The organism is Mycobacterium colombiense, assembly GCF_001672755.1.
In the GTDB taxonomy this organism is placed as follows: domain Bacteria; phylum Actinomycetota; class Actinomycetes; order Mycobacteriales; family Mycobacteriaceae; genus Mycobacterium; species Mycobacterium colombiense_C.
In genome coordinates, this window is record NZ_LZKI01000162.1 from 96,038 (window position 1) to 110,911 (window position 14,874).

Below are 14,874 nucleotides of genomic sequence, written 5' to 3' on the forward strand. Positions count from 1 at the left end.
GAACGGGGCATCCGCTTCAACCGCCCTTGATGGCTGGGTCGACCGTCGTGTCCAGTCCTGATAGCCAGTGAGCGATTCGCCACAACATCACGACGGCAGCGTTCTCGCCGCTGCACCGCACACCGGCACACCCTGATCGGCTCCCTTACGGCGCAAGCTCTAGGATCGTCCATCGGCTCAGGGTTCGACGATCGACGCTGCTCGGACGACGTCCCACCATGTCACGACAATTGGCGCCCCGTCACTGACCTTCGATGTCAGAAGCTCGACGTCGATCGAGTCAGCCCAAGTGGGCAGATGTTCGACCAACTCGAGGTCTGCCAAGAAGTAGATATCACCCCGAGGGCCGGGGTACCCAGTGGTCAACAAGTCGCTAGCCGTTGCTGGCCGCCAACGCGCTACCTTTGCAGCGCGGGCCACATGGAGCGAGCCGTTCCGGTTCTCGTACAACAGAAGAAGCTTGGCACCGAGCTCTCGCCCACCGATTTCGACGGCGCCAACCCGATCTCCCGCACGAATGTTGTACTGCCGCAGCCGTTCTATCCATCTAAGGTGTTCAACGCTTCGAACGAAGCCGAGAAGCACATCCGTATCCGCAGGTGGTTCGTCGAGAAAGTCCGTTGTCAGTGACGACTTGAGGGTGGGCTCACCAGGTCGATGCACAGTCGCGGTCCAGAAGCGATACCGCTCGTCGCGCGTGACTTGGCTAGCGACATGCGTGAGCACATCGCTCAAGAAGTGATCGAGGGCCTCCGATGCCGACGGCAGGCCCTCACTACTCGGCCTGAGCGGGAAGGCGCCAAGGCCGGGCAACACTTCTTTGAACCCCGGGTGTCGTCGAATGTCCTTGATCTCTGATCCCGGATAGAGCACATACGCTCCTGCCGTTCGAGAGATTGCGTCTCGGTAGGCGTGCATCTTAAGCAAGTCGTCGCGCTTAGCGCCGCCAGAAGTCGTTGTGTCCCCAGCCAACTCATCTGAAGCTGAGGCCGGTGTCAGTTGTGCGAGGAGATTGTCGACACGGTACTTCGCATCAAAGTGCAGCCAGATCTCGAGCTCTTGCGCGGGAACGCGCGAAGGCGTGTTGCCTTCTGGTCGAATGCGCACCGAGCAGTCGGGACGCATCGCTTGACTCCATGAGCCCCGTCGATCGTCTCTTCCGACGAACGTCCGATTGAAGAAGACCTCGACAGCGAGTGGCCGGCCTCCTCGTCTGATAGACCACGACAACTTCGACGCGCCGCCTGATCGCATAGTCATGGAGGTGCCATCGCGAGCGACCGTGAAGGCACGTGCCGTTCGATCTTCCCCACATACTCGCCCGAGTGAATTCACTACCGCAAGAAAGCACCAGAACTCGTAGAGCGTTGCAACGTTGCGCTGCGACGCTGCGAAGATATCGGTCATGTCGTCGCGATCAAAGCGCACGGACGAGCCCGACTCGGTCATCGCAAACGTTCGAAAAATTTCGCGGTAGCCGGCGCGCTTGAGCAGCACCTGGTCCGAAGTAGGGATTCTCCGTAGAGCGCTAACCTCACGGAAGTGTGGGTGCGCCAGGTACTCGTCGAGTTGAGCACCAATATCAGCAGCGATCTGCTGACCGCGGCGCAGCGGCCCCGACTCGACCTCTCGTGAGGCAGCGGATAGCCTGGCCAACAATTCGAGCGCGACAGCTCGCCAGCGCACCAAAGCAAACTTGACGAACTGATTAGCCGAATTGTCGACGCTCGCTTCGGTGCGGTCGCGGGTGAGAGCGGCAGGCAAAGAAACGAGTCTGGCCGGCTCACCGGTCCATGGCACCCGTCGACCGGGCGCGCACACTGCGCGGCGAAAAGCGGCCCCCGCTGGAAACGGCGATCCAGTCGGACGGATCTCTTGCTTAGACACCCAAGTTCGGTGTGGCTGCAAGGTGACACGCGCAATTGCGGCCTGGACCGCCGGATCGCGTAGGTACGCCGCGATCATCGCGAAGCGGAGGTAGAGCAGTTCGACAGGTAGGTCGCTTGGCGCAAGTTCCAACAAACTCGGCGCAAATCCCTGCAACACTGCCTCAGCAGCGAACGACGAGATATCGGTCAGCATCTGGCGATATTCGGTCTCGTGGTCCAGCTTGACGGCCAGAACGTCGACTTCGGTCGACCCTGCTAACTCCGTCGCGCGATCAACGACTCGGATCCGCAGGCGCCCAACGGCTTGACCCGGACGTAGCCGCCCTTGCTTCCAACTCGCGTCATCAGGATCGAACAACTCACGGGGCTCAACATCGACATTCGTTGCATCGGTAATTATTTCGTAGCGGTAGATCGCCGCTTCACGTAATGCGAGGTCACCGCGCGGCGAGTACATGGTGTCACGCCGACCTGGGAGGTTGGCGACCAGCAGCTCAGCGACGACGCAACCATCGTCATCTCGAAGCGCCAACCGCAACGAACCCTGGGACATAGCTACTCAGCGAAGCTGACGAACTGATTCGCGCGGACGGACTCGATCATGCGGACGATCTTGTGGTGCGTGGTAGGTAGCCGCGGGTCCGGACCGGCTCCCACTGCCAGCGCATCGAGCGCAGTGAGAACAGGTTCCACGCGCCGTCGCGACCCGTGTACCTTCGGCAGAACCTTCTGCATCATCGCCAGATCGAGGGCAGTATCGGCATCGGTGTCTCCGGTCGCTGCGAAGAACGCGCAGAACCGCAGGATCTCGTATAGCGTGCGGTGCCCAAACTCTTGGTTGGCGCCAGCCATGATCACATGCGCCTCTCGAAGCGCCGAGACAATCTCGTCGCGAGCCGGATGAGGATGCTCTCGCTGCCAATCGTCACTCTCCGCGAGCGACGCGAACGCGCGCACTCGCTGGTCGTCTCCCGCCGGCGCAGCAATGGGCCGCTGGAGCTCGGCGTCGAGTTCATCGGAGGTCACCCGAAACTCAAAGGTGGAGGCTCTGTCCAGAACCTTCGGCGAGAACATGTAGGTCGTCTCGTCCACGTTGACTGTGCCGACTACGAAAAGGTTTCGCGGCAACGGCAGCCGCTGCGCTTCTATGTCGCGTAGGACCCATTGCCGAGACGGTTGATCAAAGACCAGATCCGGTAAGACTGGACGTCGCGATTCGACCCCGGAGAGAAAGTCCGAGAAGTACCGCTCGACGTGAGCCAAGTTCATCTCGTCGAGGATCAGCAAGTACGGGTGCTCGGGGTCGTCCGCTGCGCGTAGAACAAACTCGAACGCTTCGGGAACGAACCACACCGGCGCCCCAGACGCCGACGAACGTAGCGCGTCCTCGTAACCAAAGATGGATTCCGGGCCCGTCCAGTCAGGCCGCACGGGTACGACGACGTGGCGATGACGTCCGTGTTCATCTGTGCCGAACCATTCACCGAGTCTCATCGCGAGTTGAGTCTTGCCCGAACCGGCGAGTCCCGTCAGGATCGCGAAGGGTTTGGCAAGCAAACTGCTCAAGAACGAGCGAACGAGATTCGAGCCTGCTGGGAAGCGGAGTCCAGACGCTTCCACCGCTTCGGCAAAATCATGGAATAGTTCGGGCGGCGTCGGCGCCTTCGACGGTGTTGGTGTTGAAGCAGCGGCCGGGACCGAAGGGAGGTGCGGCGCGAGTTCGGGGAACCGCTGTGCCAGCTCGTTCACGAAGTCGCCTTGGAGGCGAACGAGATAGACCTGCTGGACGGCTCCGGTGACAGTGAATGGCGAACCCTGCCTAATTCGGGCACCCTCGTCGATAGCGGCAAGTGCGACCGGTTCATTCAGCTCCTGATACTGCGACTCGACTAGCCGGCCCGCGGCCTCCCAGGCTTGGTCGTTGAGCGGATTGGGAGCCGGTCTCGCAGCTGCGGTTACATGACTCGCGGCTCGCAATGAGCCATTGCTGTAATGCAGAACGACGTCACCTTCGCGAACCTCATCCATGGTGTCCCAGTGGTACTGCGGGCGGCCCGCCCTGTTGAGCTTCGGCGCCCACAGGAACCCACCATCGCGCTCCTTTGCGTAAGTGGCGCCTTGATTCACCCACCAGACCGAAGTTTGCTGCCCAAGAAAGGAGACCCCTTCCTCGGTTAGTTCACCGCTTCTATCGATTAGCCCACTCTCTATGAGGAGTTCTCGGTAGCGAGCGCCTTGCGACTCGAAGGTTCGGTCCGATTGCCACTGGTCGGAATTCGAACGGTCCGCCAGGGCGCGCCCGAGATCGTCGTTGGACCAGCCGGCCGATATGTCACGAACAATCTGAAGAGCGATTCGAGCGTCGTCAGCCAGCGGAGCGCTACCAGATAGCCGGTCACGAAGGACGCCAGCCTGTGTCTCATCGACAATCCAAGGGTTGCTGGAATCGACGTTTTCGGCATACGCATCACCCGACGCGGTCAGCTTGAACCTGCGCTCGTCCTCCACCACCAAATCAAGCATTCGCGCGAAGCGAAGACAATCACCGGCCCGCACTTTCGGGTTCTCAATTGACTCGCCAGACTTGAAGAGTTGCGTTGCATGGTCACTGAGGAGTTCCTCGATATTGGCCGAGCCAAGCTCGCGAAGGCGCGCGAGCAGCAGATTGCCATAGCTGAACTTGAGGGTGGGGATGGCCAGCACGGTCTCAGGCTAGTGGGGAAGACCAGCGGCGCCCAGCATCCGAGATGCACCTGCAGTCGTGTCCGCTACGAGGCGGATTACCGCCCAATCTGTTCGGCAAGGATTGGCCAGCGCGCCGGTAACGCGCCCTCCGTTAGGCCGAAGAGATGTTTAGGAGGCCGGCTCCCAGCGCCAGCCGTCGTTGTCCGCGCAAACTATGCTCTCGCCATCACCGGCTACCCCAGATGCTCCATGGTCGCTACGACGACAGAATTGGCCGGGCTCATAGCAGTTGCCTTTGTTGCTTTGCGGGTAGCAGCCTGAGGGCGTCGAGGGCGCAGTTGTTGAGCGCGGCGGTCCCGGAGCCAGGGCGGAGTTTGCAACGACACCCGGTGAACCGATGGCGAGCAGGATCATGAAGCCTACGACGGTGAGGCTGTGCTTGCCTTGCTGCTTCACTTATCTCGACCTCTCCAAGGAATCCGGTGTTTGACGCGTGTTGAACGCGAAAGTTATCAGATTTGGGATGATCGTCGATCGGTTTGCGAAAACCGGTGATAGCTTGCCTTCGAAAGGCCGGGACGAGAACCTGCTTGGACCCGTCGTCTGGTGCGAGTCTCAGAACTAACGTTGTGGGTTTTTCGAAGCCGCAGCGAAAGTGAGGGGTCCGAAGGGTCATCGCGCCGACGGTTCGACACGCCTGCCTTTAATTAGTGAGGCCAACTCGCGGGTAGGTCTCTTGGTCGAGGCCGAAGACCTGCACGGCGGCTGACTTTCCTTTCAAGACATAAAATCCTCGGTCGATGAGACCGGGTGGTCGAGACGCCAGGGCCTTGACGCACTGCTGGGTGAGAAGCATAGTGTCGCCGGTGCTTTTGGTGAGTTGCTCGACGCGTGCCGCAACGTTGACGGTGTCACCGATCAAGGTGAACTCCAACTTGCCCCCGGCGCCAATGGTGCCGGCGATTACCACCCCGGTGTTCATCCCGATGCCGATGCGAAGATCTCTGCCGAATCGCTTCGCGACCAGACGCTGAATCAGCACGGCGGCTGTCACCGCAGCGTCGGCATGCTCCGCGATGTCATTCGGGGCACCGAAAACGGCCAGTGCGCCGTCGCCGAGAAACTTGTTGACATGCCCACCGGCGTCCACGACAGCCGGCACGACGATCTCGAACAGCGCGTTGAGTCTGGCGACCGTTTCCTCGGCGGTGTTAGCTTCGGCGAACGGGGTGAAGTCGCGAACGTCAACGAACATCACCGTCACCTCGCGGCGCTCACCGGTGAACACGTCGTCACCCTGTTCGAGCAGCCGCGCCGCCAGGGCTGGGTCGACATAGGTACCAAAAGCGGCCTGAAGTCGTTGCCGCTCAGCCAAACCGGCCTGCATACGGTTGAATGACGCCGCCAAAGCACCGAGGTCGTCATCCTGCACCACCGGCACCCGTTGGCCGTAGTCGCCGGCCGCAACACGTTTGGTTCCATCGGCGAGGTCACGAATGGGTCGCAGCGACGGTGAGAATGAGGCGCCGACGGTCATGGGCACGCCGAAGACAAACGTGAAGGCACATCCGATCACGACGCACGCTACCGGGTTCTCACTGACGCGATCGAACACGGCCGCCACCATCGCGCCCCCAACCGTGAAGACGAACGCGACCGCGACCACCAACATGTCCGACCACACGGCGAAAGTCGGGCGAGAGCGCGGCAACGAATCACCAATCCTCATTTCACCGGTGATGGCGATCCTGGCAGGTCGCAGTGCGGCTTCCGCGAAGCTGTGCACAGCGATCACCTGGACGCCAGTTCCGAAGGCGGCGCCCAGAATTCCGTACTGGGCCAGCCGAGACCACGGCGCCCCCGCAATCGCACCGACGCCCACCAATATCACCGCTAGCGAAACGGCATTGGTCACTACCGCTCGAATAACCGTCCGTCGAGCCCAGGTGTACGTGGCCTCCAGTGCCTTCGCTCGATCGACCTCAAGGCCCGCCGCGCACTGCTCCGCAAGGCGGATGCCCCCAAGGCCGGGAAGAAGCGTCGCATACACCGGCACTAGCAGGCCAACAGCGGTGATGAGTGCCGCCCCAAGGTAGCGGCCCGACTTCTCGAACGTGACAACGACAAACGACGGAACGAGGTACACCGGCAGCAAGAACTGGAAGACGATCGCCCAAAGCGCCCACGAGTACCGCGAGCCATACCGATCCCACGCCCACTGCCAAATGCGATCCATGCCGCGAGACTAATCGTCCGCCTAGTTACGAGCTGGGGAAACGTGGGAGGTTAACAATCCCGCAAACAGCACCGTGGACGATTCCGAGATGGGTCGATCACCACACCGGTGTTGATCCCGATTCCTACGCAAAGGTCGCCGCCGTATCGCTCAGCAACGAGGCGGTGAATCAGAACCGCGGATCAGGCCGAACTAGCCGAATAGCTTCCGGCCACCAGAAGTCCGCCAACCGGAGCGGCGGCTCCAGAATCGACGCTGAGGTTTCGTTACCCCATAGTGCTATTTCGACCGACCGGTGCCGCCGTGCCAGGAGCCTGACCCTTGCTTGTGTTGAGAGTGGCTGTATGTGCCATCTCCGTCAGGAAGGCTGCTCCGTGTGTGGTCCGGCGATGGTACGCATTGCCCGTCGACGTTGGTGTAGCCGCCGCACGACGGAAGTGGGGCCTGCGGCGACAGCGGGGCCACCAAGAGCGGTTGGGTATTGGCGATCGGCGCCGCACCAATAGCGGCTCCGATGAAGATTGCGGTGCCGACGAGTACCGAACGGACCATCTGTATTAACTCCCTGTGTCTCAAAACGATCTGCTGTGGTAGTCCCGAGTACCGCCTTGGGGGAGGTTAGCTTGCTAGCTGTCACTGTGAGGCGGTTTTCATACGGAAGTACCAAAAATGCCCTGCAGAAAGTTCGTATCGAAAGTAAGCTCGCCGCTCAAGAGTTGTTGCAGGCCAAAGCATGTGCCTAGTCTATCTATATGATCTCCGCGCAAAATACGCGCAATTTGAGTCCGCCCGATGCAGCAGCACACGAAACGGAATGGCAACAGTCCGCCTACGGCCGCGGCGGCAACGCCGCCAACCACCCATCCGAAAGCAACTCCAGCAGCTGCCCGTCCGGATCCCGGATCATCGCCATCGCCTCACCCACGGTCCCGTCGACCACCGCTCCCCCAAAGTCGGCCACTCGAGCCAGCACGCCTGGCAGATCGGACACCGAAAACGAGATGTGCGTCAGCCCGATCTGATCCATCACGCGCTCCGAGCCGGCGTGAACCTGGCGCTTCGAGTAGTCCATCAGCTCGAGCACCAAGCCGTCCCGCACGAGATAGGTCGCATGCACGCCGAGCGGCTCGGGCAGCCCCACCAGCTGGGAGGTCGGGCCGTCGGGCGGGTCGAGTTCCCACCAGAACTGGAATCCCAGCAAGCCCTCGTAAAAGCGGCGCGACCGCTCACGGTCGCGCACGCATAACCCAACGTGATTGAAAACCGTCCGATGGCTCGTCATGACAACCTTTCCGCAGCAAATCGGGCCTGCGCGCCCGACGCCGCCCGACCCACGCCACTACCTTCGCCCAGCTCAAACGCGTAATAATGCAAAGATAGACCAATAAGCGCACCGCCGAAGAAGCAGATCACCTTCCGTTGGAGGGCTTTTCGATGGCCACACGTCCGAACGTCAGCGCCGACGCGATCGTTGACTTCGACCATCATTCCGATGCTTTCAACCTCAACGAGCTGGCCGTCAACGCCGACCTGCGGCAGCGATGTCCGGTGGCGTGGAACGAGAACTACGGCGGCTTCTGGTTCCTCAGCAGCTACGACGCCGTAAGCCAAACCGCCCGCAACGGCGGCACTTTCGCCCACAAGTACGAGCCCAATGCCGCCGACGGCGTCGACTACCAAGGCGAGATGGGCGTCCCCCGCCCCGACGGACAGCCGGCCCTCGGCATCGGCGAAGTCGACGGCCCCTACCACCAAGCCTTAAGACACGCACTCGCCCCGTTCTTCTCCCCCGGCGCCGTCGAGAAACTCAAGCCGTTCATGGAGCAATCCGCGCACTGGTTCCTCGACCAAAAAATCAAAGACGGGCACCTGGACCTGGTGCTCGACTACGCCAGCCCAGTCCCGGCCATCCTGACGATGAAGCTGATGGGCCTGCCCTACGACAACTGGCACCTGTACGCCAACCTCTTTCACTCCGTCATGGCCGTCTCCCAGGACAGCGACGAGTACGCCAACGCGATCGCCAAAGTGCCCGCCATGATGGAGGAGGTCCTCGATTTCGCCGCCCACCGGCGGGCCGACGCCCGAGAAGACTTGACCAGCTTCCTCATTCAGTTCGAGTTCGACGGTCAGCGCCTCACCGACGAACAGCTGCTCAACATCCTGTGGAATCTCATCGGCGGCGGGGTCGACACCACCACCTCCCAGACCGCGCTGACCCTGTTGCACCTGGGCACCCACTGCGACATCAGGCAGCAGCTCATCGACCACCCCGAGCTCTACCGCACCGCCACCGACGAATTCCTGCGCTACTTCTCCGTCAACCAAACCCTCAGCCGCACAGTCACTCACGACGTCGTCCTCGCTGGCCAACGCCTCCGCAAGAACGACAAAGTCGTCATCAGCTGGCTCTCGGCCAACCACGACGAAACCGAATTCGACCGGCCCGACGAGATCATCCTCGACCGCGCACCCAACCGCCACGTCGCCTTCGGACTCGGCCCACACCGCTGCATCGGATCGCATCTGGCCCGGTCAATGTCCGGCGTGCTGGTCAAGGCCGTCCTCGACCGCCTCCCCGACTACCAAGTCGACGTCGAAAACGTCCACCAATACCTGGGCAACCCGAGCATGACGGGCCTGGGCACGCTCCCGGTCACCTTCACACCGGGGACAACCAGGGAAACCCCACGCCCCTGGTAGTCGCTCAAAGCACTTGCGCCACAACGCCCGCGATCAACTCGTCGGGAGCTTGAACAATCCCCACCGCGGTCAGCTGGCCACCAATGGCGAGCGACGCGATGCCATGCACCAGCGACCAGAGCGGCGCGGCAACCTCACGGGGATCACGATCCGCGACGATCCCCGCCTCCTGGCACGTGGTGATCGCGTCGAGCAGGTCGCCAAACGCCTGCTCGCCGGCGACCGCTACGCCGGGCTGCTCGGCCTTCAGCGACTCCGCGCCGAACATCACCTGATAGTGGTCGGGATGGGCGACGGCCCATTGCACGTAGGCGCGGCCGAGCTCGATGACCCGCTCCTTCGGATCCGAGGCGCGGTCGGCGGCCGCGGCCAGAGCGGCGTGCAGTTCGAGGAATCCCTGTTCGGCGACGGCGGCCAGCAGCTCAGCCTTGTCGGCGAAGTGCCGGTACGGGGCCGCGGCACTGACGCCGGCGCGGCGCGCCGCTTCGGTGAGGGTGAACCCCTTCGGCCCCTTCTCGGCCACCAGCGATAACGCGGCGCTGGTCAGGGCGCGTTTGAGATCGCCGTGGTGATAGCTCTGACGCCTGACGGCCGACCGTTTGACTGCCATGTTGACGACATTAACATTATGGTCTATGTTAATGCTATTCACATCGGCGAACCGGGGAGACGAAATGTCGAATCTGCTTGAAACCACATCCACACTCGCCGGCACCCGCGACCGGGAGAAGGCCGCCGACCTGCTCGGTCAGGCGCTCGCCCAGGGCTATCTGCGGGTGGACGAGTACGACCAACGGCTGCAAACGGCTTTCCAGACGCAGACGTCCGAGGAACTACGTGACCTCCTGGCCGACCTGCCGCTCGATCGCATCCGACGCCACGATCCCCGTCGGCGTGCCGCCCGCGTCGCCGCGGCCCGCCGCGGAGTGCGCGCCCATTTGGCCGCGTACCTCGCCATGGTCGTCATCGTGCTCACCGTCTGGGCGGCTGTCGCCGCGACGACCGACGCCACGTACTTCTGGCCGATCTGGCCCATCCTCGGCGCGGGAATCGGACTCGTCAGCCACGCCGCGTCGATACCGCGGTACAAGCAAAGCCGTTGATAACCAACGCTACTCGTGAGGAGGAGTCATGAAGAACACGGCAGTGGTCACCGGCGCCAGCTCAGGTCTGGGCGCGATCTTCGCCGAGCAGCTGGCGCAGCGGGGTTTCTCGCTGGTGTTGGCCGGACGAGACCTGACTCGGCTCGAGGCGGTCAAACAGCGGATCGGGCAGAACGCCGACGTCGAACTGGTCGTGGGTGACCTCGGCACCGACGACGGTGTCGAGGATCTGATCGCCCGCCTGAACGGACGGGTGATCGACGTGCTGGTCAACAACGCGGGCTTCGGCACCTACGGCCCGTTCGCGGAAATCGACGCCGAGCGCGAACGCGAACTGGTCGCGGTCAACGTCGACGCGCCGGTCCGCCTGACCCACGCGGTGCTTCCCGGCATGCTGGCCCGCGGTCGCGGCGGCATCTTGAATGTGGCCTCCACCATCGCCTTTCAGCCCGGCACCTATCAAGCCACCTATGGCGCTTCGAAGGCGTTCGTACTGTCGCTGAGCCAGGCATTGTGGGCCGAGACCCGCGGCTCCGGCGTCACCGTGACCGCGCTGTGCCCCGGGCCCACCCACACCGGATTCGTCGACGCGCTCGGGTCGGATGTCTCACACACCGCGGTCTATCGACATCTCGCCGCACCCGGACCCGTGGTGACCGCCGGGTTGCGCGGTCTCGACCGCGGCCGCGCGGTGGTGGTGCCCGGCTGGCGCTACCGGATGATGGCGACGGGCGGACGGCTCGCGCCCGGATGGCTGTCGGCGCTCATGAGCGGGCGGATGCTGCGGCCCGCGGCGGCGCCCCGCGGACGCGCTGGCACCGGATCGATAAGCGACTTTCAAACGCGCTAGCACATCCGCTAGCGCGTTTGGGAATCGCTTCATGGTCGGAAAGCCGTTACCCAAGTGACGCATGAGGCCAAGGCTCAAACTATCCCGCCGCACGCAGGTGAGCCGAAACACACTGCGCGCTAAGCAATTACGACGCCGTGGCGTACTGCAGAACCCGTTCCGAGGAATCGACGTGGCCGTAGCTGATGATCCGCAGCCGGTTCGGACGCACCTCGTAGACCACGCCGTCGACCGGATTGGTGACGTCGAATCCGTCCTCGACCTGCTCGGCATTGGAGAGTTCGAGGTGGGCGCCGTCGCGGATCCGCTCGCCGCGGTAATAGTAAGTCCCACTGAGGTTTTTACACACCACCGCCAGGGACTTGGCGGTCCGCACCACCAAGGCCGGCGGGTTGCCCGGGTCGCAGCGGGCCGTCTCTCCCACGAACCCGAGCCCGTCGGCGCCCTTCACCGGACGCGACAGTGTCGGCGTCAGCGGCGGCGGCTGGGTCGTCGAGGACGGTGGTGCGGCCGCCTGCCGAGTCGACAGCGGCGCAGCCCCCGAACCGTTGTGATGTCTTCCGCCAACCAAATTCACCGATAACAGCAGCCCAGCGATCAACACCGCCGCCGCCACCGCGCCCACCACGAGCGGTGTGCGACCGATCGCCGGCCAGCGCCACGAGCGCTCGGCCGGAGGAGGCGGTGGGGGGTTGCTGTCAGCGGGCTCGTCGAGTTCCGCAAGCGAGACAGTCGGCAACGGGCGCGTCTTGGGAGGGGCACCGCTTCGACCGGCCGCGGCACCCACCGGTTCGTAGGCCGCGAACACCGCCTCACTGGCGGCGCGGGCGAGCTCACCCGCGGACGCAAACCGCGCGACGCGCGGCTTGGCCATGCCCCGGGTGATGATGTCGTCGTACTCGCGGCCGACGCCGCGGCGCATGATGCTGGGCCGGGGCGCCGGCGCCAGCATGTGCGCGCGCTTCAGCTCCCCCGCGTCCTCGCTGTCGAATGGTGGCTGGCCGGTGAGGCACTCGTACAGCACGCACGCCAACGAGTAGACGTCGGTCTGCGGTCCGGTGCGCCCGGTGGTGAATCGCTCGGGCGCCATGTAGGTCCGCGAGATGTTCTCGTCGCCGGCGGCCTGGGCGATGCCGAAGTCCGCGAGGTAGGTGAAGTGGTCGTGGGTCAGCAGGATGTTCTCGGGTTTGACGTCGAGGTGCACCAGCCCACCGGCATGCGCGGCGTCCAGGGCGCGCGCCACCTGTGCGGTGATCGATGCCGCGCGCGACGGCTCCAACCCGCCCTGCTCGCGCAGCAGGTCCTTGAGGCTGCCCCCGTCGTCGACCAGGTGCAGGTCGATGAAGGGCACCCCGTCGATCTCGCCGAAGTCATGCAGCGGAAGCACGTGCGGCTCCTGCAGTCGCGTCACCTTGCGGCACTCGCGCCAAAGGCGTTGCTGGAAGCCGGGGTCCGTGGCCGTCTCGCCACGTAACAGCTTGACGGCTACCATCCGGTCCTTAACCGTGTCGTACGCGCGGTAGACCTCGGCCATCGCCCCGGTGCCGATCAGAGATCGCAGCTCGTACGGCCCGAACCGGGTACCGAGCCGCGAACCGCGGGACGAGGAGGTCACGTCAACAATCCTTTCTCAAGACAGTCCGACCCGCGAGTTCCCGAATCGGACGTCGACATAACGTGCGCAGCCTCACGCGTGTCGCTACACCGAGACACCGCTGAAGACCGCTATCGTTCGCCGGCCGGCTGGCCAACGGGATCGGCCTGGAGGAAACTGCGCCGCCTCCACCCTAGCGGCAACGACACCGCCCACGCAGACCGGCGATCTCGCGCCACCACCCCCGATACAGTGAGTAATTGTCCGGCCCGTAAGAAGGTGAGGCCTTCGATGACCGACATGACGGCGCGGCTCGCGGAGATCGTCGGCGCGCACAACCTGCTTACGGGCGATGCCATTTCCGACGACTACGCGCACGACGAGGTGCTGACGAAGCCGCCGCAAAAGCCGGCATACCTGGCCAAGCCCGCGACCGCCGACGAGGTCGCGCGACTCCTGAAGACCGCGACGGACGGCCAAGTGCCGGTGACGGCCCGCGGCTCGGGCACCGGCTTGTCGGGCGCGGCGATCCCCCGTGCGGACGGGCTGCTGATCTCCTTCGAACGCATGAACGCCGTGTTGGAGGTCGACGTCACCAACCAGGTCGCCGTGGTCCAACCCGGAGTGACGCTCAGCGAACTGGACGACGCGACCGCCGGCACCGGACTGCGGTACATGGTGCACCCGGGCGAGCTGTCGTCCAGCGTCGGCGGCAACGTCGGCACCAACGCCGGCGGCATGCGCGCGGTCAAATACGGCATCGCCCGCCACAACGTGCTCGGGCTGCAGGCCGCGCTGCCCACCGGCGAGCTCATCCGCACCGGCGGCAAGATCGCCAAGGTCTCCACCGGCTACGACCTGACCCAGCTCATCGTCGGGTCCGAAGGCACCCTGGCCCTGGCGACCGAGGTGACCGTCAAGCTGCATCCGCGCCTGGACCACAGCGCCACCGTGCTCGCGCCCTTCGCCGACTTCGACCAGGTCATGGAGGCGGTGCCCAAGATCCTCGCCAGCGGCCTGGCGCCCTACATCCTGGAGTACGTCGACAACGTGACGATGGCCGCGCTGGTGCACACCCAGAATCTGGAGCTCGGCGTGCCCGACAGCATCCGCGATAGCTGTCAGGCGTATCTGGTTGTGGCGCTTGAGAATCGAACCGCGGATCGGCTGGACGAGGACGTCGAGAAGACCGGCGAACTGCTCGCCGAGCTCGGTGCCGTGGACGCCTATGTGCTCGAGGGCGGCTCGGCGCGCAAACTCATCGAGGCGCGCGAGAAGGCGTTCTGGACGCTCAAGGCGCTCAATGCCGACGACCTCATCGACACCGTGGTGCCGCGCGGCGCGATGCCGAAGTTCCTGTCCGGCGCCCGCGGTCTGGCGGCGGCGGCCGGCGGCGCGGCGGCGGGCTGCGGGCACGCCGGTGACGGCAACGTGCACCTGGCCATCTTCTGCCCGGACGCGGCGATCCGGAAGAAGCTGCTGACCGACATCTTCGCGCTGGCAATGGAATTGGGCGGCGCGATCTCCGGTGAGCACGGCCTCGGTCGCGCCAAGGCCCCGTACTTCGTCGAACTCGAGGACCCGGTCAAGGTCGACCTGATGCGCCGCATCAAGGCGAGCTTCGACCCGGCGGGCATCCTCAACCCCGACGTGGCGTTCGCGTCGGGCGGCCCGTAAACCTCAGCTGCGCAACGACTCTCGGCCGATCGCCGGTGTGACGGAGGCATCCACGTCGGTTTCTTCGTTGTCGGCGAGCCAGCGTTCGGCGTCGATGGCGGCCGAGCAGCCGCTGCCCGCGGCGGTGACGGCCTGCC

The 14,874-nt window shown here is 64.0% G+C and carries 11 protein-coding genes and 1 pseudogene; 4 read left to right on the forward strand and 8 right to left on the reverse strand.

The annotated features are described in order from the left end of the window. Positions 1-177 precede the first annotated feature (177 nt). The 5 genes from A5708_RS21535 to A5708_RS21550 form a co-directional block, all read right to left on the reverse strand. Positions 178-2,442: a DUF2357 domain-containing protein gene (locus A5708_RS21535; RefSeq protein ID WP_065030554.1), complete on the reverse strand. Its 2,265-nt coding sequence runs from the start codon at positions 2,440-2,442 to the stop codon at positions 178-180. A gap of 2 nt (positions 2,443-2,444) precedes the next feature. After that, positions 2,445-4,592, reverse strand: coding sequence for an McrB family protein (locus A5708_RS21540; protein ID WP_065030555.1), 2,148 nt, complete (start codon positions 4,590-4,592; stop codon positions 2,445-2,447). Positions 4,593-5,277: 685 nt separating this feature from the next. After that, entirely contained in the window at positions 5,278-6,810 is a 1,533-nt protein-coding gene (locus tag A5708_RS21545) for an adenylate/guanylate cyclase domain-containing protein (RefSeq protein WP_065030556.1), read from the reverse strand. 279 nt (positions 6,811-7,089) lie between these two features. Then, positions 7,090-7,362, reverse strand: coding sequence for a DUF3761 domain-containing protein (locus A5708_RS26465; protein WP_081293043.1), 273 nt, complete (start codon positions 7,360-7,362; stop codon positions 7,090-7,092). A gap of 277 nt (positions 7,363-7,639) precedes the next feature. Continuing rightward, a complete protein-coding gene (locus tag A5708_RS21550) occupies positions 7,640-8,092 on the reverse strand; it encodes a VOC family protein (protein WP_065030557.1) in 453 nt (150 codons plus the stop codon). Between the two features lie 152 nt (positions 8,093-8,244). Here A5708_RS21550 and A5708_RS21555 point away from each other — a divergent pair, with 152 nt between their 5' ends. Continuing rightward, complete coding sequence (locus A5708_RS21555; RefSeq protein ID WP_065030558.1) at positions 8,245-9,513, forward strand: cytochrome P450; 1,269 nt, start codon at positions 8,245-8,247, stop codon at positions 9,511-9,513. A 4-nt stretch (positions 9,514-9,517) separates the two neighbouring features. Here A5708_RS21555 and A5708_RS21560 read toward each other — a convergent pair whose 3' ends face one another. Next, positions 9,518-10,123: a TetR/AcrR family transcriptional regulator gene (locus A5708_RS21560; protein ID WP_065030559.1), complete on the reverse strand. Its 606-nt coding sequence runs from the start codon at positions 10,121-10,123 to the stop codon at positions 9,518-9,520. A 64-nt stretch (positions 10,124-10,187) separates the two neighbouring features. On the opposite strand from A5708_RS21560, the gene A5708_RS21565 reads away from it, so the two are divergent. Together A5708_RS21565 and A5708_RS21570 are read left to right on the forward strand one after the other, a co-directional pair. Further along, complete coding sequence (locus A5708_RS21565; RefSeq protein ID WP_065030577.1) at positions 10,188-10,616, forward strand: DUF1707 domain-containing protein; 429 nt, start codon at positions 10,188-10,190, stop codon at positions 10,614-10,616. Positions 10,617-10,644: 28 nt separating this feature from the next. Further along, a complete protein-coding gene (locus A5708_RS21570; protein WP_065030560.1) occupies positions 10,645-11,466 on the forward strand; it encodes an SDR family NAD(P)-dependent oxidoreductase in 822 nt (273 codons plus the stop codon). A gap of 127 nt (positions 11,467-11,593) precedes the next feature. Here the strand turns inward: A5708_RS21570 and A5708_RS21575 are convergent, their stop codons facing one another. Then, on the reverse strand, positions 11,594-13,081 hold the full coding sequence (locus A5708_RS21575; RefSeq protein ID WP_065030561.1) for a serine/threonine-protein kinase: 1,488 nt from the start codon (positions 13,079-13,081) through the stop codon (positions 11,594-11,596). A 270-nt stretch (positions 13,082-13,351) separates the two neighbouring features. Between A5708_RS21575 and A5708_RS21580 the strand changes: the two genes are divergently transcribed. Further along, on the forward strand, positions 13,352-14,737 hold the full coding sequence (locus A5708_RS21580; RefSeq protein WP_065030562.1) for an FAD-binding oxidoreductase: 1,386 nt from the start codon (positions 13,352-13,354) through the stop codon (positions 14,735-14,737). A 3-nt stretch (positions 14,738-14,740) separates the two neighbouring features. Here the strand turns inward: A5708_RS21580 and A5708_RS26995 are convergent. Further along, positions 14,741-14,874, reverse strand: a pseudogene (locus A5708_RS26995) (thioredoxin-disulfide reductase); the annotation flags it as partial.

Coding starts and splice junctions, on each gene's coding strand:
- A5708_RS21565 (WP_065030577.1), top strand. CDS start 10,188: ATGTCGAATCTGCTTGAAACCACATCCACACTCGCCGGCACCCGCGAC.
- A5708_RS26465 (WP_081293043.1), bottom strand. CDS start 7,362: ATGGTCCGTTCGGTACTCGTCGGCACCGCAATCTTCATCGGAGCCGCT.
- A5708_RS21545 (WP_065030556.1), bottom strand. CDS start 6,810: ATGGATCGCATTTGGCAGTGGGCGTGGGATCGGTATGGCTCGCGGTAC.
- A5708_RS21580 (WP_065030562.1), top strand. CDS start 13,352: ATGACCGACATGACGGCGCGGCTCGCGGAGATCGTCGGCGCGCACAAC.
- A5708_RS21570 (WP_065030560.1), top strand. CDS start 10,645: ATGAAGAACACGGCAGTGGTCACCGGCGCCAGCTCAGGTCTGGGCGCG.
- A5708_RS21535 (WP_065030554.1), bottom strand. CDS start 2,442: ATGTCCCAGGGTTCGTTGCGGTTGGCGCTTCGAGATGACGATGGTTGC.
- A5708_RS21550 (WP_065030557.1), bottom strand. CDS start 8,092: ATGACGAGCCATCGGACGGTTTTCAATCACGTTGGGTTATGCGTGCGC.
- A5708_RS21555 (WP_065030558.1), top strand. CDS start 8,245: ATGGCCACACGTCCGAACGTCAGCGCCGACGCGATCGTTGACTTCGAC.
- A5708_RS21560 (WP_065030559.1), bottom strand. CDS start 10,123: ATGGCAGTCAAACGGTCGGCCGTCAGGCGTCAGAGCTATCACCACGGC.